At 68.2% G+C, this 25,668-nt stretch carries 27 protein-coding genes; 17 read left to right on the top strand and 10 right to left on the bottom strand.

Translation table 11 applies throughout. The features are described 5' to 3' along the window. Positions 1–283 precede the first annotated feature (283 nt). Positions 284–1,294 (top strand): complex I NDUFA9 subunit family protein, encoded by a 1,011-nt coding sequence (locus tag ASG72_RS02490; RefSeq protein ID WP_056708492.1) that lies wholly within the window; start codon positions 284–286, stop codon positions 1,292–1,294. 63 nt (positions 1,295–1,357) lie between these two features. Here the strand turns inward: ASG72_RS02490 and ASG72_RS02485 are convergent, their stop codons facing one another. Continuing rightward, the gene (locus ASG72_RS02485; RefSeq protein ID WP_056708488.1) at positions 1,358–2,353 is read right to left on the bottom strand and encodes a D-glycerate dehydrogenase; all 996 of its coding nucleotides are present in this window, start codon (positions 2,351–2,353) and stop codon (positions 1,358–1,360) included. Positions 2,354–2,591: 238 nt separating this feature from the next. Here ASG72_RS02485 and ASG72_RS02480 point away from each other — a divergent pair, with 238 nt between their 5' ends. Then, a complete protein-coding gene (locus ASG72_RS02480; RefSeq protein WP_244488665.1) occupies positions 2,592–3,077 on the top strand; it encodes an SH3 domain-containing protein in 486 nt (161 codons plus the stop codon). Between the two features lie 40 nt (positions 3,078–3,117). Here the strand turns inward: ASG72_RS02480 and irr are convergent, their stop codons facing one another. Next, the gene (gene irr / locus ASG72_RS02475; protein ID WP_056708481.1) at positions 3,118–3,582 is read right to left on the bottom strand and encodes a Fur family transcriptional regulator Irr; all 465 of its coding nucleotides are present in this window, start codon (positions 3,580–3,582) and stop codon (positions 3,118–3,120) included. Positions 3,583–3,850: 268 nt separating this feature from the next. Between irr and fabA the strand changes: the two genes are divergently transcribed. The 4 genes from fabA to ASG72_RS02455 all read left to right on the top strand — a co-directional run bounded on the left by fabA (position 3,851) and on the right by ASG72_RS02455 (position 7,155). Next, positions 3,851–4,363 carry a 3-hydroxyacyl-[acyl-carrier-protein] dehydratase FabA gene (fabA, locus tag ASG72_RS02470; protein ID WP_056708476.1) on the top strand — a complete coding sequence of 171 codons (513 nt, stop codon included), beginning with the start codon at positions 3,851–3,853 and terminating at the stop codon, positions 4,361–4,363. Positions 4,364–4,481: 118 nt separating this feature from the next. Continuing rightward, positions 4,482–5,708, top strand: coding sequence for a beta-ketoacyl-ACP synthase I (fabB, locus tag ASG72_RS02465; RefSeq protein ID WP_056708473.1), 1,227 nt, complete (start codon positions 4,482–4,484; stop codon positions 5,706–5,708). 282 nt (positions 5,709–5,990) lie between these two features. Next, positions 5,991–6,824: an enoyl-ACP reductase FabI gene (fabI, locus tag ASG72_RS02460; RefSeq protein WP_056708470.1), complete on the top strand. Its 834-nt coding sequence runs from the start codon at positions 5,991–5,993 to the stop codon at positions 6,822–6,824. A gap of 76 nt (positions 6,825–6,900) precedes the next feature. Then, complete coding sequence (locus tag ASG72_RS02455; protein ID WP_056708467.1) at positions 6,901–7,155, top strand: DUF2188 domain-containing protein; 255 nt, start codon at positions 6,901–6,903, stop codon at positions 7,153–7,155. Positions 7,156–7,190: 35 nt separating this feature from the next. Here ASG72_RS02455 and ASG72_RS02450 read toward each other — a convergent pair whose 3' ends face one another. Further along, entirely contained in the window at positions 7,191–7,556 is a 366-nt protein-coding gene (locus ASG72_RS02450) for a hypothetical protein (protein WP_056708463.1), read from the bottom strand. 124 nt (positions 7,557–7,680) lie between these two features. Further along, complete coding sequence (locus ASG72_RS02445) at positions 7,681–8,913, bottom strand: argininosuccinate synthase (RefSeq protein ID WP_056708459.1); 1,233 nt, start codon at positions 8,911–8,913, stop codon at positions 7,681–7,683. Positions 8,914–9,179: 266 nt separating this feature from the next. Between ASG72_RS02445 and ASG72_RS02440 the strand changes: the two genes are divergently transcribed. Beyond that, positions 9,180–9,788: a 2-hydroxychromene-2-carboxylate isomerase gene (locus ASG72_RS02440; protein WP_056708455.1), complete on the top strand. Its 609-nt coding sequence runs from the start codon at positions 9,180–9,182 to the stop codon at positions 9,786–9,788. Between the two features lie 10 nt (positions 9,789–9,798). On the opposite strand, the gene ASG72_RS02435 is transcribed toward ASG72_RS02440, so the two are convergent. From ASG72_RS02435 to ASG72_RS02425, 3 genes are all read right to left on the bottom strand, one after another. Beyond that, positions 9,799–10,206 (bottom strand): M15 family metallopeptidase, encoded by a 408-nt coding sequence (locus tag ASG72_RS02435; protein WP_056708452.1) that lies wholly within the window; start codon positions 10,204–10,206, stop codon positions 9,799–9,801. Positions 10,207–10,291: 85 nt separating this feature from the next. Further along, entirely contained in the window at positions 10,292–11,347 is a 1,056-nt protein-coding gene (locus tag ASG72_RS02430; RefSeq protein WP_056708450.1) for a M48 family metallopeptidase, read from the bottom strand. A gap of 36 nt (positions 11,348–11,383) precedes the next feature. Then, positions 11,384–11,941, bottom strand: a complete 558-nt coding sequence (locus ASG72_RS02425) for a LemA family protein (RefSeq protein ID WP_082540011.1) — start codon at positions 11,939–11,941, stop codon at positions 11,384–11,386. A 197-nt stretch (positions 11,942–12,138) separates the two neighbouring features. Here ASG72_RS02425 and ASG72_RS02420 point away from each other — a divergent pair, with 197 nt between their 5' ends. The 7 genes from ASG72_RS02420 (at position 12,139) to ASG72_RS02390 (ending at position 20,319) form a co-directional block, all read left to right on the top strand. Beyond that, positions 12,139–13,968, top strand: coding sequence for a methyl-accepting chemotaxis protein (locus tag ASG72_RS02420; protein ID WP_056708443.1), 1,830 nt, complete (start codon positions 12,139–12,141; stop codon positions 13,966–13,968). Between the two features lie 338 nt (positions 13,969–14,306). Continuing rightward, a complete protein-coding gene (gene rpsA, locus ASG72_RS02415; protein ID WP_056708441.1) occupies positions 14,307–16,013 on the top strand; it encodes a 30S ribosomal protein S1 in 1,707 nt (568 codons plus the stop codon). Between the two features lie 267 nt (positions 16,014–16,280). After that, the gene (locus ASG72_RS02410) at positions 16,281–17,570 is read left to right on the top strand and encodes an Hsp70 family protein (RefSeq protein WP_056708438.1); all 1,290 of its coding nucleotides are present in this window, start codon (positions 16,281–16,283) and stop codon (positions 17,568–17,570) included. 79 nt (positions 17,571–17,649) lie between these two features. Beyond that, complete coding sequence (gene sppA / locus ASG72_RS02405) at positions 17,650–18,618, top strand: signal peptide peptidase SppA (protein ID WP_056708435.1); 969 nt, start codon at positions 17,650–17,652, stop codon at positions 18,616–18,618. Continuing rightward, the gene (gene ihfB, locus ASG72_RS02400) at positions 18,602–18,931 is read left to right on the top strand and encodes an integration host factor subunit beta (protein WP_280137736.1); all 330 of its coding nucleotides are present in this window, start codon (positions 18,602–18,604) and stop codon (positions 18,929–18,931) included. The genes sppA and ihfB overlap by 17 nt, the downstream gene beginning before the upstream one ends. Before the next feature lie 97 nt (positions 18,932–19,028). After that, complete coding sequence (locus ASG72_RS02395) at positions 19,029–19,367, top strand: LapA family protein (RefSeq protein ID WP_056708426.1); 339 nt, start codon at positions 19,029–19,031, stop codon at positions 19,365–19,367. A 1-nt stretch (position 19,368) separates the two neighbouring features. Continuing rightward, the gene (locus ASG72_RS02390) at positions 19,369–20,319 is read left to right on the top strand and encodes an ornithine cyclodeaminase family protein (protein WP_056708423.1); all 951 of its coding nucleotides are present in this window, start codon (positions 19,369–19,371) and stop codon (positions 20,317–20,319) included. Between the two features lie 5 nt (positions 20,320–20,324). On the opposite strand, the gene ASG72_RS20150 is transcribed toward ASG72_RS02390, so the two are convergent. Together ASG72_RS20150 and ASG72_RS02385 are read right to left on the bottom strand one after the other, a co-directional pair. After that, entirely contained in the window at positions 20,325–20,498 is a 174-nt protein-coding gene (locus tag ASG72_RS20150) for a DUF3309 family protein (protein WP_082540010.1), read from the bottom strand. A 103-nt stretch (positions 20,499–20,601) separates the two neighbouring features. Further along, positions 20,602–21,585: a tripartite tricarboxylate transporter substrate binding protein gene (locus ASG72_RS02385; RefSeq protein ID WP_056708420.1), complete on the bottom strand. Its 984-nt coding sequence runs from the start codon at positions 21,583–21,585 to the stop codon at positions 20,602–20,604. Positions 21,586–21,740: 155 nt separating this feature from the next. On the opposite strand from ASG72_RS02385, the gene mepA reads away from it, so the two are divergent. Further along, positions 21,741–22,685 carry a penicillin-insensitive murein endopeptidase gene (mepA, locus tag ASG72_RS02380; protein WP_056708416.1) on the top strand — a complete coding sequence of 315 codons (945 nt, stop codon included), beginning with the start codon at positions 21,741–21,743 and terminating at the stop codon, positions 22,683–22,685. Positions 22,686–22,734: 49 nt separating this feature from the next. On the opposite strand, the gene ASG72_RS21215 is transcribed toward mepA, so the two are convergent. Beyond that, on the bottom strand, positions 22,735–23,859 hold the full coding sequence (locus ASG72_RS21215; RefSeq protein ID WP_056708413.1) for an extensin family protein: 1,125 nt from the start codon (positions 23,857–23,859) through the stop codon (positions 22,735–22,737). Positions 23,860–24,118: 259 nt separating this feature from the next. Here ASG72_RS21215 and ASG72_RS02370 point away from each other — a divergent pair, with 259 nt between their 5' ends. Both ASG72_RS02370 and ASG72_RS02365 read left to right on the top strand, forming a co-directional pair. After that, positions 24,119–24,346: a DUF2798 domain-containing protein gene (locus tag ASG72_RS02370; RefSeq protein WP_056708409.1), complete on the top strand. Its 228-nt coding sequence runs from the start codon at positions 24,119–24,121 to the stop codon at positions 24,344–24,346. 2 nt (positions 24,347–24,348) lie between these two features. Further along, a complete protein-coding gene (locus ASG72_RS02365; protein ID WP_056708408.1) occupies positions 24,349–25,593 on the top strand; it encodes an amidase in 1,245 nt (414 codons plus the stop codon). Positions 25,594–25,668: the final 75 nt, after the last annotated feature.

Below are 25,668 nucleotides of genomic sequence, written 5' to 3'. Positions count from 1 at the left end.
GGGGGGGGCGGACGCCTGTCAACGGCTTCCGCAGGAATTGTTGAAGCCGGCTGTCGATTTGTCCGGACTGTGCAAAAAGGCCGCGCCGCCGCGCCGCGAAACGAGGGTCAGAGGGGGCGTATCGGAGCTCTGGGTCGGCTCGAGGGGAGGGAGATCCCGCCTCGTGCACGAAGCTGCGCGCGCCATGCGGCGCTCGTGCCGATCGCCGGCGCGCGGCGCCTTCCAGCCTCGGGCGAAATGCTCTAGGAGCGTGCTGATCACGTCACCGCGCGAGGCCAGCCCCATGGCGAATGAACTGTCCCTTCCCAGCCAGCAGCTCGTCACCGTCTTCGGTGGTTCCGGCTTCGTCGGCCGGCATGTCGTCCGCGCGCTGGTGAAGCGCGGCTATCGCGTCAGGGTCGCGGTGCGGCGGCCGGATCTGGCGGGCTTCCTGCAGCCGCTGGGTACGGTCGGCCAGATCCACGCCGTACAGGCCAATCTGCGTTTCCCCGATTCGGTCGCGGCCGCGGTCAAGGGCTCGCATGCGGTGATCAATCTGGTCGGCATCCTGCAAGAAAGCGGGCGCCAGAATTTCCAGAGCGTCCAGGCCCGCGGCGCCCGTGCCATCGCCGAGGCGGCCGCGGCGCTCGGCGTCACGCGGCTGGTGCATGTCTCCGCGATCGGCGCCGCCGCCGATTCCCGCTCCGCCTATGCCCGCAGCAAGGCGGAAGGCGAGCAGGCGGTGCTGGCGGCGGTGCCCGGCGCCGTGATCCTGCGACCCTCGATCGTCTTCGGCCCGGAGGATGATTTCTTCAACCGCTTCGCGGCGCTGGCCCGGATGCTGCCGGTGCTGCCGCTGATCGGCGGCGGGCAGACCCGCTTCCAGCCGGTCTTCGTCGGCGACCTCGCCGAGGCGGCGACCCGCGCCGTCGAGGGCAAGTTGAAGCCGGGGACGGTCTATGAGCTCGGCGGGCCGGAGGTGAAGAGCTTCCGCGACCTGCTCGCCTATATCTGCGAGGTCACCGGCCGCAACCGGCCGCTGGTCACTTTGCCCTTTCCGGTCGCCCGGCTCCAGGCCCGCATCTTCGAGATCGTCGATCTCCTCACCCTCGGGCTGATGCCATCCGCCTTCCGGCTGACGCGCGACCAGGTCACGCTGCTCGAAAGCGACAACATCGTCTCCGAAGCCGCCAAGGCCGAGGGCCGCAGTTTCGAGGGCATCGGGATCGCCCCGACCTCGGTCGAGGCCGTGGTGCCGTCCTATCTCTGGCGCTTCCGCAAGACCGGCCAGTTCGACACGCAGCGCGCCGGCTGAGAGCGCGGGGGGCGCGCGAGGCCCAGGCCTCGTCGCGCGCCGCCTTGGCGACGGCTCTTCGGCTCAGAGCATGCTGGGCAGCACGCGGTCCGGCGGCTTGTGCCCGTCCATGAAGGTCTTGATGTTGACGATGACCTTCTCGCCCATGTCGGCGCGGCCCTCATGCGTCGCCGAGCCCATATGCGGCAGCACGACGATGCGGTGATTGCGCGCGAGCTTGAGCAGGCGCGGATTGACCGCGGGCTCGCTCTCGAACACGTCGAGCCCCGCTCCCGCCAGCTCGCCCGCCTCCAGCATCCGCGCCAGCGCGGTCTCGTCAACCACCTCGCCGCGGGCGGTGTTCACCAGGATCGCATCCGGCTTCATCAGCTTCAGCCGGCGCGCGGAGAGCAGGTGATAGGTGGCCGGGGTGTGCGGGCAGTTCACCGAGACGATGTCCATGCGCGCCAGCATCTGGTCGAGCGAATCCCAATAGGTCGCGTCCAGCGCCTCCTCGGTGCGGGCGTCGACGCGCCGGCGGTTATGGTAATGGATCGACAGGCCGAAGGCGGCGGCGCGCCTGGCGACGGCCTGGCCGATGCGGCCCATGCCGACGATGCCGAGGCGCTTGCCGGTGATGCGGCGGCCCAGCATCCAGGTCGGCGACCAGCCGCTCCATTCATCGTCCGGGATCACGCGGGCGCCTTCCACGACGCGGCGCGCCACGGCCAGGATCAGCGCGATCGTCATGTCGGCGGTGTCGTCGGTCAAAACGCCCGGGGTATTGGTCACGGTGATGCCGCGCTGCACGGCGCTGGCCACGTCGATATTGTCGACGCCATTGCCGAAATTGGCGATCAGCCGGAGCTGGTCGCCGGCCTGCGCGATCAGCGCCGCGTCGATCCGGTCGGTCACGGTCGGCACCAGCACATCGGCCGTCTTCACGGCCTCCACCAGCGCCGCCTGGCTCATCGGCACGTCGTCGATGTTGAGCTGCGCGTCGAACAGCTCGCGCATCCGCGTCTCGACGATGGCCGGCAGCTTGCGCGTGACCACGACCAGCGGCTTCTTCTTCGGCATTGGCGGCTCCTTGTCCCCCGGCGCGCGCTTCGCCGCCTTTCAGCCTCAACCCGTCATTAACCCAGGCGCTACAGGAATGAGGGCGTCGAATGCGTGCCTCAGCGTTGTCTAAGTGGCGCGGGCGCGGATGACAACATGACCCTTCGCCGGGGGGCGATCCCGGCGAAGCCCGCAGGAGGAGTTGAACCGGATGGCTGGCCTGTCGATGCGCTGGATCGTTGCTGCGGGATGTCTCGCGATGCTGGGAGGCGGCCGGGCGGCGCAGGCGCAGGACATGCAGCCGGGCTCGGTGACCGGCCTGCCGGTGCCGCGCTATGTCAGCCTGAAATCCGACCGGGTGAATCTGCGCGAGGGGCCGTCCAAGGAGCATCGCACGCGCTGGGTCTTCCAGCGCGCCGGCATGCCGGTCGAGATCGTCGCGGAATTCGAGACCTGGCGCCGCGTGCGCGACGCCGACGGCGCCGAGGGCTGGGTGCTGCACAGCCTGTTGTCCGGCCGGCGCACGGCTCTGGTCGCGCCCTGGTCCAAGGCCAAGGACGAGACCTTCATGCTGCGCGCCGACGCCAGCGAGACCTCCGCCGTGGTGGCCCAGCTGCAGCCCGGCGTCATCGCCAATGTCGAGAGCTGCGGCAACGCCTGGTGCCGCGTCGGCATCGGCAAGGTCGAGGGCTATGTCCGGCAGGAGCGCCTCTGGGGCGTCTACCCCAATGAGAGCGTGAAATAGCCGGGGGCAGGCGGGGCCGCCCGCCGGCGCGGGCCGGAGATCAGGCGGAGATCTTGCGCAGCCTGACGACGACGTCGACCCGGGCGATCTCGTAGCCCTCCGGGGGCTCGGGCAGCTCGGCCACGTCCACGGCGGCGGCCGGGATGTCGATGACCGTGTTCTCGCCATCGACCACGAAATGGTGATGCTCGCTGTTGTCGGTGTCGAAATAGGTCTTGGCGCCATCGATCGCCAGTTCGCGCAGCAGCCCGGCCTGGGTGAACTGGTGCAGCGTGTTGTAGACCGTCGCCAGCGAGACCGGCACGCGCGCCTTCATCGCCTCTTCATAGAGCATTTCGGCGCTGACATGGCGGTCGCCCTTGGCGAAGAGCAGCCAGCCCAGCGAGACGCGCTGGCGGGTCGGCCGCAATTTCACGCGGCGCAGCCGCTGGCGCACGTCGTTGAAGGGGCAGCCCTGCCTGACGGTCGATCCGTAGCCCTGGTCCTGGGGAATCAGATCGCTCATGCTGACAACGGCCTCTTTCTGCAGTGCGCCCGAGGCTCGATGCGCTGCGCCGGGGCGGGCCGCATCCGCGGCCTGACTGCCGCAGATGTAAGGCCTCGGCCCGGCCCTCGCAAGCGTCTGGCACCGGCGGGCGGGGGCAAGGCCGGCCCCGGGCTCTGCGTCGCGGCCGCGGCTTTGCAGCTTCCGTTGACGCGCGCGGCTGTGTTAGGCACGCCCGGATGGTGCATGAACCGCGCGGTGCGGGCCCAGGATACGGAGCGACAAGCGTATGGAGCGGCAATCCTCCTTCAGCTACGAGGACATCCTCAGCTGCGGCCGTGGCGAGCTTTTCGGCCCCGGCAATGCACAATTGCCGCTACCGCCGATGCTGATGTTCGACCGCATCACCGAGATTTCCGAGACCGGCGGCCCCCATGGCAAGGGCTTCGTCCGGGCCGAGCTCGACGTCCGCCCCGATCTCTGGTTCTTCGATTGTCACTTCAAGGGCGATCCGGTGATGCCGGGCTGCCTCGGCCTCGATGCGCTCTGGCAGCTGACCGGTTTCTTCCTGGGCTGGCTGGGCCTGCCCGGCCGGGGCCGTGCGCTCGGCGTCGGCGAGGTGAAATTCGCCGATCAGGTGCTGCCGAGCGTCAAGCAGGTCGTCTACGGCGTCGAGTTCAAGCGGGTCTTCAAGTCGAAGCTGGTGCTCGGCATCGCCGATGGCTGGCTGGAGGCGGACGGCAAGCGCATCTACACCACCAGCGACATGCGGGTCGGCCTGTTCAAGCCGGACGCTGCCTGAGGAAAAACGGGGCGCAGCCTTGCGCCCATCCGCCGCGCGGTCCATTTGCGCGGAAGCACAGGGAGCGCGCCGGCCCGCCATCGGGCCGTGACGTGCGAGAGCAGCCGGAGTGAGAAGCATGAGACGCGTGGTGGTCACCGGGATGGGCATCGTCTCGTCCATCGGCAACAATACGCAGGACGTGCTGGCCTCCCTCAGGGACGCCAGATCCGGCATCGCCTTCATGCCGGATTTCGCGGAGCATGGCTTCCGCAGCCGTGTCGGCGGGGCTCCCTCGCTCGATCCCGCGACGGTTCTCGACCGCCGCGCCATGCGCTTCCACGGCGGCGGCTCGGCCTGGAACCAGGTCGCCATGGAACAGGCGATCGCCGATTCGGGCCTCGAGACGAGCGAGATCAGCCATGAGCGCACGGGCATCGTCATGGGCTCCGGCGGGCCCTCCACCCGCGCCCTGATCGACGCCTATGACAAGGCTTGCGAAAGCGGCTCCTCCAAGAAGGTCGGCCCCTTCGCGGTGCCGAAGGGCATGTCCTCGACCGCCTCGGCGACATTGGCCACCTGGTTCAAGATCAAGGGCGTGAACTATTCGATCAGCTCCGCCTGCGCGACCTCGAATCACTGCATCGGCAACGCCTATGAGCTGATCCAATGGGGCAAGCAGGACGTCGTCTTCGCCGGCGGCTGCGAGGAGCTGGACTGGACGCTCTCCGTGCTGTTCGACGCGATGGGCGCCATGTCGTCCAATTTCAACGACACGCCGGCCAAGGCCTCGCGCGCCTATGACGTCAACCGCGACGGCTTCGTCATCGCCGGCGGCGCCGGCGTCGTGGTGCTGGAGGAGCTGGAGCATGCCCGGGCTCGCGGCGCCAAGATCTATGGCGAGATCGTCGGCTACGGCGCCACCTCGGACGGCTACGACATGGTCGCGCCGTCGGGCGAGGGCGCGGTGCGCTGCATGCGCATGGCCCTGCAGGGCGTCAACGCCAAGGTCGACTACATCAACCCCCACGGCACCTCGACCCCGGTCGGCGACGCCAAGGAGATCGAGGCGATCCGCGAGGTCTTCGGCGCCGGCGAGAAGAGCCCGCCGATCTCCGCCACGAAATCCCTCACCGGCCATTCGCTCGGCGCCACCGGCGTCCAGGAGGCGATCTACTCGCTCCTGATGCTGAACCACGACTTCATCTGCGAGAGCGCGCATATCGAGGAGCTGGACCCGGCTTTCGCCGACATGCCGATCGTGCGCAAGCGCATTGACAATGCCGGCCTGGGCTGCGTGCTCTCCAACTCCTTCGGCTTCGGCGGCACCAACGCCACCATCGTGATGAAGAAGCTCGAGGCCTGACGGCGCGTCCGACGCTTGCTCGCCGCGAGTCCGAGCGCCTTCCGGGGCGAGGATGGCGGGGCGCCGCAGGCCGAGCCTCGCGGTAAGGCGAAGAGGCGGCTACGCTCTGCCTCGCGACGGGTCAGGTCCCGACGCGGCGATCGGCGGGCGCCGGCCCCCGACCGGCCTCTGACGTGGAGCCGGGCGGGCGCCATCCCGATCCTGTTCAAGGACGAGGATTTCCATCATAACGTCCTGCCCTCCGCCGTCTCCGCCTCCTGAACCAGAACCGAACAGGCCCTCATGCTCCCCCTCATGCACAACAAGCGCGGCCTCGTCATGGGCGTGGCCAACCAGAATTCCATCGCCTGGGGCATTGCACGCACGCTGAGCGCTCACGGGGCCGAAATGGCCTTCACCTATCAGGGCGAGGCGCTCGGCAAGCGCGTCAAGCCGCTGGCCGACAGCATCGGCTCAAAACTGGTGCTGCCTTGCGACGTCGAGGACATCGCCTCGGTCGACGCGACCTTCGCGGCGCTCGACGAGGCCTGGGGTGGCGATCCCGGGCGCAACACGCTGGATTTTCTCGTCCACGCGATCGGCTTCTCCGACAAGAACGAGCTGAAGGGGCTCTATGCCGACACCAGCCGCGAGAATTTCACGCGCACAATGGTGATCTCCTGCTTCTCCTTCACAGAAGCGGCGAAGCGCGCCGCCGCGCGGATGCCCAAGGGCGGCAGCATGCTGACGCTGACCTATGGCGGCTCGATCCGGGTCATGCCCAATTACAACGTCATGGGCGTCGCCAAGGCGGCTCTGGAAGCCAGCATGCGCTATCTCGCCGCCGATTTCGGGCCGCGCGGCATCCGGGTCAACGCGCTCTCGCCCGGGCCGGTCCGGACTCTGGCCGGCGCCGGCATCTCGGATGCGCGGGCGATGTATTCCTGGCAGCGGGCCAATTCGCCGCTGCGCAAATCGGTGTCGCTGGAGGAGATCGGCGGCTCGGCCCTGTATTACCTCTCCGACCTCGCCGGCGGGGTGACCGGCGACATCCATCATGTCGATGCCGGCTACCACATCACCTCGATGCCGGTGCTCGAAGGTCTGCGCGCCGCGGACAGCGCAGCCGGCGACTGAGCGCCGGGGCTTGCGCCCGGCTCAGACGGAACCGCCAAACCGGGACGGGGTTCTCTCCGCAGCACAGGAGAGAACCATGGTCACGGTGAAATACGAAGTTGTCGAGCATGATGGCGGCTGGGCCTACAAGGTCGGCGACGTCTTCTCCGAGACCTTTCCCAGCCATGACGCGGCGCTGAGCGCGGCGTCCGACGCCGCCGCCCGCCAGACCGTCGCGGGCGAGACCGACGGCATCCAGTACCAGGACCGGGACGGGCGCTGGCACGAGGAGGTGGCGAGCGGGCGCGACCGGCCGGCGACCGAGGTCGTCGACGAGCCCGAGCGGAGCTGAGCGCTCCGCCGCCACGGCGCCATTGAGGCCGTGGTTCAGCGCACGGTGAAGAAGGTCAGCAGCACCTTGCCTTCCTCGCCGATCAGGCAGAGGAAGCGCCGCGGCTTGTCCGAACGATCGGTGCGCAGATAGGCTTCGCCCATGATGATGCGCTTGATCGGCGTGTCCTCGACCTTGGTGTCGGAGGTGGCGATCGAGGCGCCGTCCTCGTCGATATAGATGTCCTTGATCTCCGGCTCCTTGGCCGAGATCGTCTTCAGCGCCGCCGTCTTGCAGGCGGCGATCTCGGGCGAGGCGGTCTTTTCGGGCGGGGTCGGGGAGACCGGCCCTGCGGTCTGAGCAAAAACCTGCCCGGTCAGGAGCAGGGCGGAAAGCAGGGCGGCGCTGGCGTGGCGGATCATCGGGAACTCTCTGCGGGAGGAGAGAGCTGAACGCGCGACCGCCCGGGATGTTCGCACGCTATGGTGGTCCCGGTGCGGCGACGGCGGGTGCCCCGCCATCGCCATCGGTCAGACCCGTCAGATGTCAGAGCCCGAGCTTCTTCTTGCGCTGGCCCAGCGTCCTCAGCCGCAGCGCGTTCAGCCGGATGAAGCCGGCCGCGTCGCGATGATCATAGGCCACCGCGCCCTCCTCGAAGGTCACGAGATCCTGGTCGTAGAGCGAATAGGGGCTGGACCGGCCGACCACATGCACCCCGCCCTTGTAGAGCTTGAGCCGCACCTGCCCGGCGACGAATTCCTGGCTCTTGTCGATCAGCGCCTGCAGCATCTCGCGCTCGGGCGAGAACCAGAAGCCATTATAGATCAGCTCCGCATATTGCGGCATCAGCTGGTCCTTGAGATGGGCCGCGCCGCGGTCGAGCGTGATCGATTCGATGGCGCGGTGGGCGGCGTGCAGGATCGTCCCGCCCGGGGTCTCGTACATGCCCCGCGACTTCATGCCGACGAAACGGTTCTCGACCAGATCCAGCCGGCCGATGCCGTTGTCGCGGCCGAGCTCGTTCAGCCGCGTCAGCAGCTTGGCCGGCGACAGCGAAACGCCGTCGACGGCGACCGCGTCGCCCTTGTTGAAGTCGATGGTGATGTAGGTCGGCTTGTCCGGCGCATCCTCCGGCGAGACGGTGCGGGAGAAGACGTAGTCCGGGACCTCCTGCGCCGGGTCTTCCAGCACCTTGCCCTCGGAGGAGACGTGCAGGAGGTTGGCGTCGGTGGAGAAGGGCGCCTCGCCGCGCTTGTCCTTGGCGATCGGGATCTGGTGCTGTTCGGCGAAGGCGATCAGCTGCTCGCGGGAGCGCAGATCCCACTCCCGCCAGGGCGCGATCACATGCACGTCCGGCTTCAGCGCATAGGCGGTCAGCTCGAAGCGGACCTGGTCGTTGCCCTTGCCGGTGGCGCCATGCGAAACCGCGTCGGCCCCGACCTTCTCGGCGATCTCGATCAGCTTCTTGCCGATCAGCGGCCGCGCGATCGAGGTGCCGAGCAGATAGACGCCTTCATAGGCGGCATTGGCGCGGAACATCGGGAAGACGTAGTCCCGCACGAATTCCTCGCGGAGATCCTCGATGAAGATGTTCTCCGGCTTGATGCCGAGCAGCAGCGCCTTCTGGCGGGCCGGCTCCAGCTCCTCGCCCTGGCCGAGATCGGCGGTGAAGGTCACCACCTCGCATTGATAGGTGGTCTGCAGCCATTTCAGGATGATCGAGGTGTCGAGCCCGCCGGAATAGGCGAGGACGACCTTCTTCACGCGCGTGTCCGTCATGTCTGCTGGTCCTGCTGATCGGGGCCTGTCGACCCCGCGTCTCCGGCCTCGGCTGGCCGTTATTTGGGCTCAATGGCGCACTATCCCACGGCATCGAACGACGCAATCGGAACCTTCTGATCGATCTGGCGTCTGGTCGTGATGAATCGGTGTTGACGGGGGCTCCCGCTCCTCGGCCGATGCATTTCCGCTCTTGCAGTCGCGTCTGGTGCAGCCGAAGGTTGAGAGGCGCGACTTGAAACTTTGAAGACCGAGTCGGAGGCTTGATGCCGAATCGCCCAGTTCTGGATTTTTGGTACGAGTTCGCCTCGACTTACTCCTGCCTCAGCGCCTTGCGGATCGAAGAGCTCGCGGAGGAGGCGGGCGTCACCCTGCGCTGGCGCCCCTTCCTGCTCGGGCCGATCTTCGCCGCCCAGGGCTGGACCAGCTCCCCCTTCAACCTGTTTCCCAATAAGGGGCGGTATATGTGGCGGGATCTCGCCCGCCGCGCGGGGCGCCAGGGCCTGAGCATCATCAGGCCTGAGACCTTCCCGCAGAATTCGCTGATCGCGGCGCGGCTCGCCCTCGCCGGGCGCGAGGCGGGCTGGATGCCGGCCTTCTCCAAGGCGCTGTTCCGCGCGCAGTTCTGCGAAGGCAAGAACATCGCCGAGGAGGCGGTGCTGAGTGCTGCGCTCAAACAGGCGGGCGCCGATCCCGGGGTCGCCTTCCCGGCCTCGCGCAGCGAGGAGGTCAAGGGCCGGCTGAAGGCCGAGACCGAATATGCGAAATCCCTCGGCATCTTCGGCGCGCCGACCTTCGTCACCGAGGATGGCGAGCTGTTCTGGGGCGACGACCGGCTGGAAGAGGCGCTGGATTGGGCCCGCAACGGCCGCTGAACGCGGCCGCTCAGGGATAGTCGCGCCAGGGCAGCTGGTAATGCGGACCATCCTTGAAATGCGGCCAGTCGCCGCCCCATTCGATCGGGATGGCGACGTCCCCGGCCGCGAGCTTCACCGCCACAGCCAGCCTCTCGTAAAGCGGCCAGTCCCAGCGCACCGTCTTGCCGATGAGCGCCGCGAGATCGACTGCGCAGGCGACGCCGCATGCGTTCATCTCCGGGACATGGCGCGATTTCAGCGTCTGGCTGGCGCCGCTCGCCACGAGCTGTCGCTGCCGGGCCAGCGTCCGCACGCCTTCGATGACGATGAACGGCACCGCGGTGATCTCCGCGGCGCGGCGGACCAGTTTGACGAGATCGGGATGGACTCCCTCGAGATTGCTTTCCGAACGCGGGTTCAGGATCGTCGCAGCCACGTCTCCAAGGTTGCATGACCAAAAGTCATGCAACCGATGAAGCTGGCTTGTCAATGCGGAAGCGGCGGGGGTGCCCGCCCCGGGATTAGGGCCCGCCGCTCTCCCAGGGGCCGCGCCCGCTGCGCGCGGCGGCCTCCTCCATCATCGTCGGCAGCGGCTGGCGCTGGCCGATCTTGGGCGGGTGGGGCGGCATCGTCGGGATCCGCCCGCCCGCCGTCTCGACCAGCGCCTGCACGCGCTTGGCGATCGAGGGATGGGTGGAGAACAGATCGGCGAAATCATCCGGATCATTCTCGAAGCACATGTCCATCACCCCCGAGGGCACATCCTCGAGATCGGCGCGGCCGGCGATCTTCAGCAGCGCCGAGATCATCGCGTCGGGGTTCTTGGTCAGCTCCACCGCCCCGGCATCGGCGAGATATTCGCGCGAGCGCGACAGCGACAGGCGGATCAGCACCGCCAGCAGCCAGGACAGCGCGATGATCGCGAATCCGAGCAGGATCGCCAGCCCGCCGCCCTTCCGGTCGTCGCTCGAGACGCGGATGCTGTTGCGCGACAGGCCGCGGAAGATGATCTCGCCGACCAGCGAGATCACGCCGGCGATCACCACCGCGACGATCATCAGCCGCACATCGCCATTGCGGATATGCGTCAGCTCATGCGCCAGCACCGCCTCGGTTTCCGCATCGTCGAGCTGCTGCAGCAGGCCCCGCGTGACCGTGATGGTGAACTGCGCGTCATTGGCACCCGAGGCGAAGGCGTTCAGCGCCTCGCTCTCGACGATCGCCAGCCGCGGAACGCTCATTCCCCGCGAGATGCAGAGGTTCTCGAGCATGGCGTAGAGCCTGGGATCATCGGCCTTCTCGATCGATCTGGCCCCCGTCAGGCTGCCGATCAGCCCGACATTGATCTTGAAGCCGATATAGACCCAGGCGGCACCGAACAGCGTGACGAGCGGCAGCCAGCGCAGGAAGGCCGATGTCGCATCGGCGATGCCGCCGCCATCGGCCGCGCCGTAGCCGATCAGGATCAGCCCCCAGCTGAAGAGATAGATCAGCAGGAACAGCCCCGCGATCAGGAAGCGCGAGCGGATGCGGTTGTTGCGCTGATGGCTGTAGAGACCGAAAGCCTGGCCGAACATCGCTTGCGGCTCCCGTCACGCCACCGGCCGGTGCCGTCAGAACTTGACGCTGGGCGGCTTGTCGAGCTGGATCCGCGCGGTTTCGCCGACATCGAAGAACTCGCGCGGGGCGAAACCCATCGGAGCGGCGAAGAGCACGGCCGGGAAGGCCTGGATCGCGGCGTTGTACTCGCCCACCGCCAGGTTGAAGAAGCGCCTCGCCGCGGCGAGCTTGTCCTCGACATTGCCGAGATCGGTCTGGAGCTGCTGGAAATTGGCGCTCGCCTTGAGATCGGGATAGGCCTCCGCCAGGGCCAGCAGCCGGCCGACGGCCCCGGCGAGCTGCTGCTCCGCGGCGGCCTGCGCCTGCACGCCGCCGGCGCCCTGCGCCGCGTTGCGCGCCGCGATCACGGCATCGAAGGTTTCGCGCTCATGGGTGGCGTAGCCCCGCACCGTCTCGACCAGATTGGGGATCAGGTCGTGGCGCTGCTTTAGCTGCACGTCGACATCCGCATAGGCCTGCCCCACGCGTTGCCGCATCGCGACCAGCCCGTTATAGACCGTGACCGCATAGAGCGCCGCCGCGGCGACCAGTCCGAGAATCACCCAACCCATAGCCGCTCCCATTTATTCCATTAGCCCGCGCAGTAGTTGTGCAGGTACGTTAATTTCACTCTTAAGGTCAATCTTTCCGTAAAAATATAACGAAGATCATTTCTGATTAGGGCCGTTATTAACGTACGGTCAGGAATTTGCCCATACGGTAACCATGTTCCGCTGGCGTCGGGCCAGCGACAGAGGAGAGAGCGACCGTGGCACTGGGCATATTCGGCGGCAAGAGCGTGGCAGGCGAAGCTGCCGCCATCAGGCGCTCGCAAGCGGTTATCGAATTCGATGTGACCGGTCGCATCCTCGAGGCGAACGACAATTTCCTGCGCGTCGTCGGCTATGACCGCTCTGAGGTGGTCGGCAAGCATCATTCTCTCTTCGTCGAAAGCGGCTATGCGTCGTCTTCCGATTATGCGGCGTTCTGGAGCCGGCTCAAGGCGGGCGAGGCCATTGAGGCCCAGTTCCTGCGCGTCGGCAAGGGCGGCAAGCGGATCTGGCTGCAGGCGACCTATACGCCGATCCTCAACAGCGCCGGCAAGCCGGTCAAGGTGGTCAAATTCGCCACCGACATCACCGCGACCAAGAGCGTCTTCGCCGATCTCGAAGGGCAGATCGCGGCGATCAACAAGTCGCAGGCGATCATCTCCTTCGATCTGGCGGGCAACATCCTCGACGCCAACCAGAACTTCCTCGATGCGCTGGGCTATCAGCGCTCCGAGATCATCGGCAAGCATCACAGCATGTTCATCGCGGCCGAGGAGCGCAAATCCTCGGATTACGCCCGTTTCTGGGAGAAGCTCGGCCGCGGCGAATATGACGAGGGGCAATATCTCCGCCTCGGCAAGGGCGGCCGCCAGATCTGGATCCAGGCGAGCTACAACCCGATCTTCGACGCGCTCGGCAAGCCCTACAAGGTGGTGAAATTCGCGACCGACATCACTGCCACCAAGGCGGCGCAGGAGGTGCTGCGCCTGGCCGTCGCCGAGACCCGCACCGTGGTCCAGGCCGCGATGAACAAGGATCTCACCAGCCGCGTCGACACGCTGGGCAAGAGCGGCGAGATCGCCGATCTCTGCCAGGGCGTGAACGAGCTGCTCGATTCGGTCTCCGGGGTCATCCGCACGGTCTCGGAGATCTCGGTGCAGATCTCGTCCGGCGCGACGCGGATCAGCCATGACAGCCGCAATCTCGCGCAGCGCGCCGAGGAGCAGGCGAGCAGCCTGGAGGAGACGGCGGCAACGACGGAGGAGCTCTCGGCCTCCGTGAAGCAGAGCGCCGGGCGGGCCCAGGAGGCGACCGAGCTCGGTGCCCAGGCCAATGAGGTCGCCAAGCGGGGCGGCACCATCGTCACCGAGGCGGTCGGCGCGATGCAGCGCATCGAACAGGCCTCGAACGACATCGCCGAGATCATCACGGTCATCGACAACATCGCCTTCCAGACCAATCTCCTGGCGCTGAACGCCGCGGTCGAGGCGGCGCGCGCCGGCGATGCCGGCAAGGGCTTCGCGGTGGTGGCCTCGGAGGTGCGGGCTCTCGCCCAGCGCTCCAGCGAGGCGGCCAACGACATCAAGAAGCTGATCCTGAACTCGACCCAGCAGGTGGCGAGCGGGGTCAAGCTGGTCCAGGATGCGGGCACCGCGCTGTCGGAGATCGTCACCTCCTCGACCAGCGTCGCCTCCGCCCTCGGCGACATCTCCAGCGCCTCGGCCGAACAGGCCAACGGCATCGAGGAGGTCGCCAAGGTCGTCGCCCATATGGACGACATCACCCAGCAGAACTCCTCCATGGCCGAGCAGAGCGCCGGCGTCGCGCGCGAGCTCGAGCAGGCGACTGCCGCCCTCAAGGAGATGGTCACCCAGTTCCGCCTGTCGGGGGGCATCTCGCGCGATCTCGAAGGCAGCGTCCTGGCCGAGCTGCGCCAGGCGGCGCCGCATATGGGGGCGGTCCGCCAGCCCGCCCGGGCGCCCGCGCCCGCGCCCGCCCCGGCGCGCCGGGCCGCCGCCGGCGGCGGCGGAGGCTGGTCGGAGTTCTGAGGCGGGCTCGCGCCGCCGGGGAGCGGGCCGGGCTCCGGCCTGGCCTCTTGCCCTGAAACCCGCTTTCCACTACATCGCGACTGTCCGAATGGCCGTGATCGATCATGCGCCGGGAGCGGCCGAAGGGCCGGCTCCCGTTTGGTGTTTGGAGCGGACCCTTCCGATGCGGATTCAAGCGACGGCCCAGCGCCGCCTGCCAGAGCCCCGGCGCCCTCGGCGCAGGCTCGACCCAGGCATCCCTCTTCGGAGGCGCCGTCGTGCGGATCCGGCCCGCAACACCAACCCAATCGGCGCTTGCCGGTCATGCGCGGGATACGCGCCCGGCGTCAGGAGCACATATGTCAGCCGTAGAGAGCTATAATGCAGGCCGCGAGGATTTCGCCGCCCTGCTCGAAGAGTCCTTCAATCGCAACGATGCGCTGGAAGGCTCCGTCATCAAGGGCATCGTCGTCGCCATCGAGAAGGACATGGCGATCATCGATGTCGGCCTGAAGACGGAAGGGCGCGTCGCGCTCAAGGAATTCACCGGCCCGGGCCGTGACCAGGAGCTGAAGGTCGGCGACGAGGTCGAGGTCTATCTGGACCGGATCGAGAACGCGCTGGGCGAAGCCGTCATCTCGCGCGACAAGGCGCGCCGCGAGGAGAGCTGGGTCAAGCTCGAAAAGGCTTTCGAGGCTCGCGAGAAGGTCTCGGGCGTCATCTTCAACACGGTCAAGGGTGGCTACACCGTCGATCTCGACGGCGCCGTCGCCTTCCTGCCGCGCTCGCAGGTCGATATCCGTCCGATCCGCGACGTCGGCCCGCTGATGGGCCAGCCGCAGCCCTTCGAGATCCTCAAGATGGATCGCCGCCGCGGCAACATCGTCGTGTCGCGCCGCACCGTCCTCGAAGAGACCCGCGCCGAGGCGCGCTCCGAGCTAGTGGCTTCGCTCGAAGAGGGCCAGGTCATCGACGGCGTCGTCAAGAACATCACGGAATACGGTGCCTTCGTCGATCTCGGCGGCATTGACGGCCTGCTCCATGTCACCGACATGGCCTGGCGCCGCGTCAACCACCCGTCCGAGGTCGTGACCATCGGCCAGACGGTCAAGGTCAAGATCATCAAGATCAACCAGGACACCCACCGCATCTCGCTCGGCATCAAGCAGCTGCTCGCCGATCCGTGGGATGGCATCGCCGCCCGTTATCCGGTCGGTGCGCGCCTCAAGGGCCGCGTCACCAACATCACGGATTACGGCGCCTTCGTCGAGGTGGAGCCGGGCATCGAAGGCCTCATCCACGTCTCGGAGATGTCCTGGACCAAGAAGAACGTCCACCCCGGCAAGATCGTCTCGACCTCCCAGGAAGTCGATGTCGCGATCCTCGAGGTCGATCAGGTCAAGCGCCGCATCTCGCTGGGCCTCAAGCAGACCCTGCGCAACCCGTGGGAGGTCTTCGCGGAGACCCACCCGTCCGGTTCGGTGGTCGAGGGCGAGGTCAAGAACAAGACCGAGTTCGGCCTGTTCCTCGGCCTGGAAGGCGATATCGACGGCATGATCCACCTCTCGGATCTCGACTGGAACCGTCCGGGCGAGCAGGTCATCGAGGAATACAAGAAGGGCGACATGCTGCAGGCTGTCGTGCTCGATGTGGACGTCGAGAAGGAGCGCATCTCGCTCGGCCTGAAGCAGCTCGGCGGCGATCCCTTCGTGGATGCCGGCGAGTTCAAGAAGGGCCAGGTCGTCACCTGCGAGGTGATCGAGGTCAAGGAGGCCGGTCTCGACGTGAAGATCGCCGGCACCGACATGACCACCTTCATCAAGCGCGCCGAAATCGCGCGTGAGCGGTCCGAGCAGCGCCCCGAGCGCTTCGCGGCCGGCGAGAAGGTCGATGCCCGCGTCGTCCTCTTCGACAAGAAGGCCCGCAAGATCCAGGTCTCGATCAAGGCTCTGGAGATGGCCGAGGAGAAGGAGGCGATGGCCCAGTACGGCTCCGCCGATTCCGGTGCCTCGCTCGGCGACATCCTGGGCGCCGCCCTCAAGAAGGCGACGACCGAGAAGAAGTGAGGCCTCGGCCGCTCCGGCGGCCGGCCCCCATCGCAGCCCGCGCGGAGCGATCCGCGCGGGCTTTTGTTTCGGCGAAAGGATCGGGGCGAATGGCGAGTGGCGAATAGCGAGTGGCGAATGGCGAGTGGCGAATGGCGAGTGGGTAACGCGTTCCTTGCCGCAATCAGAAGCTTCGCTTCCTCATTCCCCATTCCCCATTCCCCATTCCCCATTCGCCACTCGCCACTCGCCACTCGCCCTCATCCCATTCCCGACAGGACCCATCCCATGCCCACCGCCGCCATCGGCATCGATTTCGGCACCACCAACAGCGTGGTGGCCCTGGCCGACGCGGATGGCGCGGTCACGACCCGCAGCTTCGCCACGCGGCAGGGTGCGGTCGACGCCTATCGCTCGGCGTTGATGTTCTGGCGCGAGGGCCGCCCGCCCAAAAGCCATATCGCCCATGTCAGCGGCCCCGACGCGCTCGACATGGCGCTGGGCATGACGACGGAGCATCGCTTCCTGCAGTCGCTCAAGACCTATCTCTCCAGCCGCGCCTTCCAGGAGACCCGGCTGTTCGGAAAACTCTACCGGCTCGAGGATCTGATCGGGGTGTTCCTGTCCGATCTCGCGGCGGGGCTGGACGGGCTCGGCGCGACGCCGCTCGTCTCCGGCCGGCCCGTGGTCTTCGCCGGCGAGCGGCCCGACGAGGAGCTGGCGCTCGGCCGGCTGCGCGCCTCCTATGCCAAGGCCGGGATGGCGCAGGTCGATTTCGCCTATGAGCCGCTGGGCGCGGCCTATTGGTACGCGCGTGACCTGAAGCGGGCGCAGACCATGCTGGTCGCCGATTTCGGCGGCGGCACCAGCGATTTCTCCGTCATGCGCTTCGAGCCCGGCGCGCAGGGCCGGCTCGACGCGATCCCGCTGTCGCATGCCGGCGTCGGCGTCGCCGGCGACACTTTCGACTATCGTATCATCGAGCACGCCGTCTCGCCGCGGCTCGGCAAGGGCTCGCAATACCGTTCCTTCGAGAAGCTCCTGCCCATCCCGGCGCATTACCATGCCGCCTTCGCGCAATGGCACAGGCTCTCGCTGATGAAGAGCCGCGAGACCCTGGCCGAGCTGCACGCGCTGATCCGCGACGCGGTCGAGCCGCGCAAGCTCGAGGATCTGCTGACGGTGATCGAATATGATCTCGGCTACGAGCTCTACCGGGCGGTCTCCGCCGCCAAGATCGCGCTCTCCGGCGCCGACGCCACCGTGCTGCGCTTCAAGCAGCTCTCCCTCGCCATCGAGACGCCGATTACCCGGCATGATTTCGAGAGCTGGATCGCCGAGGATGTCGGCGCGATCGAGACCGCGCTCGACCGGGCCCTGGCCGAGGCGGGGCTCGGCTCGGGCGCGATCGAGGCCGTGTTCATGACCGGCGGCACCTCCCATGTCCCCGCCGTGCGGGCGCTGTTCGACCGCCGCTTCGGCGCCGGGCGCATCCATGTCGGCGACGCCTTCCGCTCGGTCGCCAGCGGCCTCGCCTTGCTGGCGCTGGACCGGGCGCGGGGCCACGTCGCGGCCTGAGGCCTGGTGCCTTTCGGTCACCTTGCCCGCCCGCCCGCGGGCGTCTACATCACGGGACCACGAACGGAGCGTTTCACCGATGTCGTCCGATGCCGATCTGCTCGCAGACCGTCGCAGTCTGCGGCGAAAACTGACGCTGTGGCGGCTGCTCGCCGCGCTGGCGGTGGTCGCCGTCGCGGTCGTCGCCGGCCTGGCCTGGTCCGGCCGCACGCCGGGCACGCTGGCCCAGGCCCATGTCGCGCGGGTCACCATCTCCGGATTCATCTCCGGCGATCGGCGCACCCTGGAGCTGATCAAATCTCTGGAGACCAGCAAGGCCTCCGCCGTCCTTTTGTCGATCAGCAGCCCCGGAGGCACCACCACCGGCTCGGAAGCGCTGCATGACGCGCTGCGCCAGCTCGCGGCCAAGAAGCCGGTCGTCGCGGTGGTCGACGGGCTCGCCGCCTCTGGCGGCTATATCGCCGCGCTCGGCTCGGACCATATCGTGGCCCGGCAGACCTCGCTTGTCGGTTCGATCGGCGTGCTGTTCCAGATCCCCAATGTCGGGCGGCTGCTCGATACGCTCGGCGTCAATATCGAGACCGTCAAATCGAGCCCGCTGAAGGCGGCGCCGAGCGGTTTCGAGCCGACCTCGCCGGAGGCGCGCGCCGCGCTGCAGCGCGTGGTCGAGGATAATTACGACTGGTTCAAGCGCCTGGTGCAGAACCGGCGCAAGCTCGCCGATGCGGAACTCGCCGCGGTCTCCGACGGGCGCGTGCATTCCGGCCGCCAGGCCCTGTCGCTGAAGCTGGTCGATGCGATCGGCGGCGAAGAGGAAGCGATCGGCTGGCTGGAGCGCGAGAAGGGGGTGGCGAAAGATTTGCCGATCCGCGACTGGCGCCGGCGCAGCGAGTCGTCCTCCTTCGGCATCTGGAGCGCGGGCGAGGCGCTGGCACGGGCCGCGGGGCTGCAGAGCGTCGCGGCGCTGATCGCCCGCGCCGCCGAACAGCCCCTCGGTTTGCAGCTTGACGCGCCCTTGGCGCTCTGGCAGCCTGCCCTCGAAAAATGATGTTGCTACAAGTGGTTATGCTAGAACAATGATTAAATCAGAGCTCGTCCAACGCATTGCCGAACGCAACACGCATCTGTATCAGCGTGACATCGAAACCATCGTCACCGCCATCCTCGACGAGATCGTCAAGGCGTTGACCCGCGGCGACCGGGTCGAGCTGCGCGGCTTCGGTGCCTTTTCCCGCAAGGCCCGCTCGGCCCGTGTCGGGCGCAATCCGCGCACCGGCGACGCGGTCGAGGTCGAGGAGAAATTCGTGCCGGTCTTCAAGACCGGCAAGGAGCTGCGCCTCAGGCTCAACGGCAAGGCCTGAGCGGCGCCGCAGCGGCGAGACCCATCATACCCGGCAGGCCGGCGGGGCCAGGCTCGACCCTGACCGAATTCAGGCCCGCAGCCGCGAGGAGATAGCAATGAAATCCTTCTTCAAGGCGCTCATCCTGGTTCCGGTGGCGCTGGCGATCGTCCTGTTCTCCGTCGCCAACCGGGCGCCGGTGCGCGTCTCCTTCGATCCGGTCAGCCTGGAGAATCCGGTGCTGGCCTATCAGGTCCCGCTCTTCGCCGTGGTGCTCATCGCGCTGGCGCTCGGCGTGCTGATCGGCGGCTTCGCGTCCTGGATCGGCCAGAGCCGGCATCGCAAGGCGGCGCGCCGCAACCGCCGGGAAGCCGAGGCGCTGCGCAACGAGACCCAGATGCTGCGCTCCGCCGTGCCGGATTCCGCGCTGCCGGCTTTGACCAGCGGACGCAACTGAGATGCGCCTGTTCAACGCCGCCGAGATCGACGCCGCGCTCAGCTTCGAGGGGTTGATCGACGGGCTCGACCTCGCCTTCCGCTCCGATGTGGTGATGCCGCCACGCGCCCATCACAGCATCGAGCGGCCGGGCGAGCAGGCCGTGCTCCTGGTGATGCCGGCCTGGAGCGGGCCGGAGGCGCAGCGGCCCTATATCGGGACCAAGATCGTCTCGGTCTTCTTCGGCAACGGCAAGCGCAATCTGCCGGGGGTGATGGGGGCCTATCTGCTGATGGATGGCGAGACCGGCCAGCCGCTCGCGGTGATGGATGGCAACCGCCTCACGGTCTGGCGCACGGCCTGCGCCTCGGCGCTGGCGGCCCGCTACATGGCCTATCCCGAAGCCAGCCGCATGCTGATGGTCGGCGCCGGCAATCTCGCGCCCTTCCTGATCCGCGCCCATCGCTCCGTCCGGCCGCTGACCGATATCGCGATCTGGGCGCGCCGGCCCGAGGCTGCGATGGCGGTGGTCGACGATCTCGCGCGGGACGGCATCGCGGCGCGTGCGGTGACCGATCTGGAAGGGGAGGCGCGCGCCGCCGACATCATCTCCTGCGCCACCAATGCGACGGAGCCGCTGATCCATGGCCGCTGGCTGAAGCGCCACGCCCATCTCGATCTCGTCGGCGCCTTCACCATGCAGATGCGCGAGGCGGACGCGGAAGCGCTGCAGCGCGGCCGCGTCGTCGTCGATTCCAGCAAGGCGATCGAGGAGGGCGGCGACGTCGCTCTGGCGATCCGCGAGGGCAGCTACAGCGCCGATCAGGTGCTCGGGACGCTCGGTGAGCTCTGCCGGGGCACGATCTCCGGACCGCACCCCGACAGCGGCATCACCGTCTTCAAATCGACAGGTGTCTCGCTGGAGGACCTGGCGGCCGCGATCACCGTCTGGGAACGGTCGAACGCGGCCTGAACCGGTCAGGCCCTGACCGGCACCCCGCCCAGCGCGCCGAGCAGCCACAGCACGATCACGATCGCCAGCACGAGGCCGAGCACGCCGCCGAGCCCCGCCGTGCCGTAGCTGCGATGCCCATAGAAGCCGCCGCCGAACAGCAGGATGACGAGCAGGATGATGATAACTGTGGTGGACATGGCGGCAACCCTTCTCCAGTCGCGCCACGCAACCCGTGGCGGCGAACGGAGAACGTCAGCCTGACGGAACTGGTTCCACCGGCGCGGGCGCCGGCGGGTGCCGCTACTGGATCTTGACGCCGACTTCCTGGATCAGATCGCCCCAGCGCTTCATTTCGGCCTGCAGGAAGGCCGCCATCTCGGCCGGGCTGTTGCCGACCGGCTGCGCCGCCAGAGCGTCCATCTTCTCCCGCAGGACGGGGTCGGCGAGCCCGGCCTTGGTGTCGGCCTGGATCTTGTCGATGATCGCCTGGGGCGTCTTGGCCGGTGCGAACAGCGCGAACCAGGAGGAGACGTCGAAGCCGGGGACGGTCTCGGCGATCGGCGCGAATTCCTGCGCCGTCGGCGCGCGCTGCGCCGTGGTGACGCCGAGCCCGCGGATCGAGCCGGCGCGCACATGCGGCAGCGCCTGGGTGATGTTGTCGAAGATCAGGTCGATCCGCCCGCCGATCAGATCCTGCGTCGCCTGGGCCGTGCCGCGATAGGGGACATGGACCATCTTCGTCCCGGTCAGCTTCTGGAACAGCTCGCCGGAGAGATGCACCGAGGTGCCGATGCCGGAGGAGCCATAGGTCAGCTTGCCGGGATTGGCCTTGGCATAGGCCACGAGCTCGGCCACGCTCCTGATCGGCAGCTCGTTGTTGACGACGAGCAGGTTCGGCACCATCGCCACCATGGTGATCGGCGCCAGATCCTTGGCCGGGTCGTAGTTGAGCTTGGGATAGAGATACTGGTTGGTGGCCATGCCGACCGAGACGATCAGCAGCGTATCGCCGTTCGGCTCGGCCTTGGCCACCGCATCCGTGCCGATATTGCCGCCGGCGCCGGCCCGGTTCTCGACGACGAAATTCGTGCCCCAGCTCTGGCCGAGCTTGTCGGCCACCAGCCGGCCGAGCACATCCGTCGCCCCGGCGGGGGGAAAGGGCACGACCAGCTTCAGCGTGCGGCCCTGCGGCCAGGGCGCCTGCGCGGCGGCACCCCCCAGCAGGGCGAGGCCCGCCGCCAGCGCGGCCAGGAGGTGGCGGCGGTCGATGCTGAAATCGGTCATGGCGGTCTCTCTCCCCGGCGGACGCGTCGGCGAGCGCCCGCTTCGGCGCTGCCGCTCTCGTTGCGCTCAGGCTGCCGCGTCGCCGCCGGCTTGTCCATCGGCAAAAGCGCCGCGCTCGCTTGACGCGATCCGGTCAAACCGGCGAGTCTCGCGCGATGCATGCAGTGAATCGTCGAATCGCCGGCCTGTCCTGCCTCGCTCTGGCGATGGTCGCGCCGGTGATGGCCCGGGCGCAATCGACCGCCGACGAGGAGGCGAAGCGCCGGGCCGCCAATATCGCCGCCTATCCCGATGCCGCGCGGTCGCTCTTCGGACAGAAGACCGCACCGGCGAGCCTGGAGGCGCGCGCCATCGGATCCTATGCGCGCGGCTGCCTCGCCGGGGCGACGGCGCTGCCGGTCGACGGGCCGAGCTGGCAGGTGATGCGGCTCAACCGCAACCGCAACTGGGGCCACCCGGTGCTGATCGACTATCTCGAGAAGCTCGCCCGGGACGTGCCGCGCATCAATGGCTGGCCGGGCCTGCTCGTCGGCGACATCTCGCAGCCGCGCGGCGGTCCCATGCTGACCGGCCACGCCTCGCATCAGATCGGGCTCGACGCCGATCTCTGGCTGACCCCGATGCCGCGCCAGCGACTGACGGCGCAGGAGCGCGAGAACATGCCGGCGGTCAACATGGCCAGGGCCGATTGGCGCGACGTCGATCCCAGGCACTGGACGCCGGCCCATACCAGGCTGATCAGGGCGGCGGCCAGCGATCCGCGGGTCGAGCGCATCTTCGTCAATCCGGCGTTGAAGGTCGCGCTTTGCCGGGAATCCGGCAGCGATCGCGGCTGGCTCGGCAAGGTGCGGCCGATCTGGGGCCATAACTATCATTTTCACGTGCGGATGAGCTGCCCGGCCGGCATGGAGGGCTGCGACGGCCAGGAGCCGCCGAGCTCCGGGGATGGCTGCGGCGAGGAGCTGAGCGGCTGGGTCGAGCGCCAGCACAAGGCGATCTTCTCGCCGCCCAAGCCGAGCGGCAAACCCGCCAGGCCGAAGCCGCCGATGTCGCTGGATGCGCTGCCGGCCGAGTGCCGGCAGGTGCTGCTGGCGCGCTGACGCCGAGGGAGCCCCGTTCCGGCGGGCAGTCGAGGCCCCTCCGCGGCGCTCAGCGCCGCGGGTTGCGCCCGGAGCTGTAGGCGAAGGGGTCCTTCTGCGGCGAGATCGCCGGCACGCCCTGATCCATCCCCTCCTGGTCGAGCACGCCCGTTCCCTCGTCGTCGCCGATGATCATCTCCTCCGTCGGCGGCACGGATCCCGGCAATTGCAGCGGGCCGCGGGTCGGCGTCGGCATCGGCTCCTCATAGGGGCGGCGCGGTTGGTTCAGCGGCTGGCTCGCCGGCTCCTCGATGAAGCGGCGCTGCGCGTCGAGCGACGAGCCGCCGCGATAGGCCAGGGGATAGCCGCCCTGCACGGTGCCCGGCGGGCGAAGCCCCTCGCCGGGCTGCCGCAGCAGCGGGCCGGCAGCCACCACCGGCGCCGCCACGACGCCGCGATCCCGCGGCTGGGCCGAGAGATAGGGCCGTGCCGGATCCGGCGGCGGCAGGTTGTAATTGGGCGTGTATTTGATGATCGGCTTGCAGATCTTGCGGCCGCGGGCATGCCGGGCGAGATCGATGTGGAAATGGTCGTAGTGGAACAGGTCGGCGCCCGGGCCCAGCACCGTCGAGAAATGCTCGCAGGCGCCGACGAACACCTCGCGCAGGAAGTTCTGCTCCTCCGGCGAGCCGCGCCAGCCATCCTTGACCGTGATGTTGCGGCCGTCGTTCAGCCGGAAGGAGAACACGTCCACGGCATTGCCATAGGCGTGCTCGGAGGTCCGGCTGGTGCCGGAGCCGTTGTTCATCGCCCGGCAGGAATAGGAGCCGGCGCGCATCTCGATCACCTGCGCGCCCAGCACGTTCTGCGCCGCGGGCTGCACCACCTCGGCCAGCCATTTGTCGGTGGTCGCCACCACGGGGCAGGAGAGGGTGGCGGTGCTGGTCAGCCCGATCCCGCCATTGGCGAAGGCCTGGACGCGCAGCGGCTTCTCCATGCCGCAGGTGCCCGGCCCGTCGATCGGCTTGCCGCGCAGGCTGACATAGGCCGAGAGCTGCACCTGGCGCGAGGAGAGGCAGGCCGCCTCCGCCTGGTCGCGCCAGGCCGCGCGCTGCGGCTTCTGGAATTTGCCGCAGCCTGCGAGCCCGGTACCGAGCACGCCGAGGGCGATGAGGGCGAGATGAATGCGTCGCATGAAGGATCAAATGCGACCCTGTTCGTGAACGGTTTCTCAACCCGGTGAGCCCGTGCCGCCACAGCGGGATTAACTTTGGCGGCGCGGTTAACGCGCTGTTAACGCGCCCTCACGGGCTCTCCGAAGGGCATCTGGGCCGGCGGGGCCGGAGACGGCGCGAAGCGAGAATTGCTTGTCGCGCAGGCCGGATCGCCGGCATGGCGCTGGCGAGCCGCGCCGCCGCATGCCAGACAGGGACCGGCAGCGAGGAGTGACCTGCATGACCGGCAAGGCGCGTTTCATCTTCCCCATTCTGATGTCCGGCGTGATGGCCTTCCTGATGACGGCCCTGGTCACCATCCTCAATCTCGGCCTGCCGCCCGATTTCCTGGCGCGCTGGATGAAGGCCTTCGCCATCGCCTGGCCCTGCGCCGCGCTGACCGCCTTCCTCGCCATTCCGCTGGCGCGGCGCGGCACCGGCTTCATCATTTCGATCATCGGAGAATGAGCATGCTGAGCGTGCGGGACATCGTCGGGCGCGTCAGCGCGGGCAAGAGCACGGCCGAGGCCGAACTCGCCGCGACGCAGGAGCGGATCGACGCGCGCGAGCCGGCGATCCAGGCCTTCGCCAGCCGGCCGGAGGGGCTCCGCGCCGGCACCGGCCCGCTGGCCGGCATCGCCTGCGGGGTCAAGGACATCATCGACACCGCCGATCTGCCGACGCGGATGGGCTCGCCGATCTATGAGGGCTGGCAGCCGCGCGCCGACGCCCCGATCGTGATGGCGCTGAAGGCGGCCGGCGCCAGCGTCGCCGGCAAGACCCACACCACCGCCTTCGCCTTTCTCGACCCGGCCCCCACCCATAACCCCCATGACGCGACGGCCAGCCCCGGCGGCTCCTCGGCCGGATCCGCCGCCGCGGTCGCGGCCGGGATGATCCCGCTCGCGATCGGCACGCAGACCGGTGGCTCGGTCATCCGACCGGCCTCCTATTGCGGGGTCGCAGCGATCAAGACCTCCTATGGCCTGCTGCCCACCGTCGGCGTGAAGCCCTTTTCCTGGTCGCTCGACACGCTCGGCCTGATGGCGGCCAGCGCCGATGATCTGGGGCTGGCGCTGGCGGCGATCGCGCAGCGGCCGGAGCTCGATGCCGGCCCCGCCACGCTGCAGGGCCTGCGGATCGGCGTGACGCGCCAGGATTTCGCCGGCGCGGCCGAACCCGCTTGCGAGACGGCGCTGCAGCGCCTGTCCGAGATCGCCGCGGCGGCGGGAGCGGTCATCGTGCCTCTCGAGACGCCTGCCGCCCTGGCCGCGGCCTATGAGGCGCATGCGCCGCTGCAGGATTACGAGGCCCGCCACGCCCTCGCCTGGGAATACCGGCATCATCGCGAGGCGATCCCGCCCAAGCTGCGCAGCTATCTCGACGGCGTCCAATCCGCCGGTGCCGCGAGCTATGACGAGGCGCGCCGGCTCTCGCGCCGGGGCCGTGACGCGGCGCGCGGCTTCTTCGGCGCCTGCGACGTGGTGATCTCCTATGCCGCGCCGGGCGAGGCGCCGGACACGATAGGCTCGACCGGGGATTCCAAGTTCAACCGGCTCTGGACGCTGCTCGGCGTGCCCTGCCTCACCATACCGGTGCTGCAGGGTCCGCGAGGGCTGCCGGTCGGCATTCAGATCATCGCCGGATTCGGCGCAGACGAAGTCGTCATCGCGGTGGCAAAGGCGCTGGAAAGACTTGTCGGTGCCGAAGCTTAGAGCGCGTTATCCCCAATCCGCTACAGTGGTTTAACACTCTTTTAGCGATACTCTTCGTGGCGCCGGCTCGCCGCC

It is taken from the genome of Allobosea sp. Leaf344, assembly GCF_001426225.1.
In the GTDB taxonomy this organism is placed as follows: Bacteria; Pseudomonadota; Alphaproteobacteria; order Rhizobiales; family Beijerinckiaceae; genus Allobosea.
The sequence above is the reverse complement of the archived record's forward strand: the minus strand, read 5'-3'. Positions and strand labels throughout refer to the sequence as shown.

What these genes read in the sequence shown, in the direction of transcription:
- ASG72_RS02490 (WP_056708492.1), top strand. Translation starts at nt 284, where the DNA reads ATGGCGAATGAACTGTCCCTTCCCAGCCAGCAGCTCGTCACCGTCTTC.
- ASG72_RS02485 (WP_056708488.1), bottom strand. Translation starts at nt 2,353, where the DNA reads ATGCCGAAGAAGAAGCCGCTGGTCGTGGTCACGCGCAAGCTGCCGGCC.
- ASG72_RS02480 (WP_244488665.1), top strand. Translation starts at nt 2,592, where the DNA reads ATGCTGGGAGGCGGCCGGGCGGCGCAGGCGCAGGACATGCAGCCGGGC.
- irr (WP_056708481.1), bottom strand. Translation starts at nt 3,582, where the DNA reads ATGAGCGATCTGATTCCCCAGGACCAGGGCTACGGATCGACCGTCAGG.
- fabA (WP_056708476.1), top strand. Translation starts at nt 3,851, where the DNA reads ATGGAGCGGCAATCCTCCTTCAGCTACGAGGACATCCTCAGCTGCGGC.
- fabB (WP_056708473.1), top strand. Translation starts at nt 4,482, where the DNA reads ATGAGACGCGTGGTGGTCACCGGGATGGGCATCGTCTCGTCCATCGGC.
- fabI (WP_056708470.1), top strand. Translation starts at nt 5,991, where the DNA reads ATGCTCCCCCTCATGCACAACAAGCGCGGCCTCGTCATGGGCGTGGCC.
- ASG72_RS02455 (WP_056708467.1), top strand. Translation starts at nt 6,901, where the DNA reads ATGGTCACGGTGAAATACGAAGTTGTCGAGCATGATGGCGGCTGGGCC.
- ASG72_RS02450 (WP_056708463.1), bottom strand. Translation starts at nt 7,556, where the DNA reads ATGATCCGCCACGCCAGCGCCGCCCTGCTTTCCGCCCTGCTCCTGACC.
- ASG72_RS02445 (WP_056708459.1), bottom strand. Translation starts at nt 8,913, where the DNA reads ATGACGGACACGCGCGTGAAGAAGGTCGTCCTCGCCTATTCCGGCGGG.
- ASG72_RS02440 (WP_056708455.1), top strand. Translation starts at nt 9,180, where the DNA reads ATGCCGAATCGCCCAGTTCTGGATTTTTGGTACGAGTTCGCCTCGACT.
- ASG72_RS02430 (WP_056708450.1), bottom strand. Translation starts at nt 11,347, where the DNA reads ATGTTCGGCCAGGCTTTCGGTCTCTACAGCCATCAGCGCAACAACCGC.
- ASG72_RS02425 (WP_082540011.1), bottom strand. Translation starts at nt 11,941, where the DNA reads ATGGGTTGGGTGATTCTCGGACTGGTCGCCGCGGCGGCGCTCTATGCG.
- rpsA (WP_056708441.1), top strand. Translation starts at nt 14,307, where the DNA reads ATGTCAGCCGTAGAGAGCTATAATGCAGGCCGCGAGGATTTCGCCGCC.
- ASG72_RS02410 (WP_056708438.1), top strand. Translation starts at nt 16,281, where the DNA reads ATGCCCACCGCCGCCATCGGCATCGATTTCGGCACCACCAACAGCGTG.
- sppA (WP_056708435.1), top strand. Translation starts at nt 17,650, where the DNA reads ATGTCGTCCGATGCCGATCTGCTCGCAGACCGTCGCAGTCTGCGGCGA.
- ASG72_RS02395 (WP_056708426.1), top strand. Translation starts at nt 19,029, where the DNA reads ATGAAATCCTTCTTCAAGGCGCTCATCCTGGTTCCGGTGGCGCTGGCG.
- ASG72_RS02390 (WP_056708423.1), top strand. Translation starts at nt 19,369, where the DNA reads ATGCGCCTGTTCAACGCCGCCGAGATCGACGCCGCGCTCAGCTTCGAG.
- ASG72_RS20150 (WP_082540010.1), bottom strand. Translation starts at nt 20,498, where the DNA reads ATGTCCACCACAGTTATCATCATCCTGCTCGTCATCCTGCTGTTCGGC.
- ASG72_RS02385 (WP_056708420.1), bottom strand. Translation starts at nt 21,585, where the DNA reads ATGACCGATTTCAGCATCGACCGCCGCCACCTCCTGGCCGCGCTGGCG.
- mepA (WP_056708416.1), top strand. Translation starts at nt 21,741, where the DNA reads ATGCATGCAGTGAATCGTCGAATCGCCGGCCTGTCCTGCCTCGCTCTG.
- ASG72_RS21215 (WP_056708413.1), bottom strand. Translation starts at nt 23,859, where the DNA reads ATGCGACGCATTCATCTCGCCCTCATCGCCCTCGGCGTGCTCGGTACC.
- ASG72_RS02370 (WP_056708409.1), top strand. Translation starts at nt 24,119, where the DNA reads ATGACCGGCAAGGCGCGTTTCATCTTCCCCATTCTGATGTCCGGCGTG.
- ASG72_RS02365 (WP_056708408.1), top strand. Translation starts at nt 24,349, where the DNA reads ATGCTGAGCGTGCGGGACATCGTCGGGCGCGTCAGCGCGGGCAAGAGC.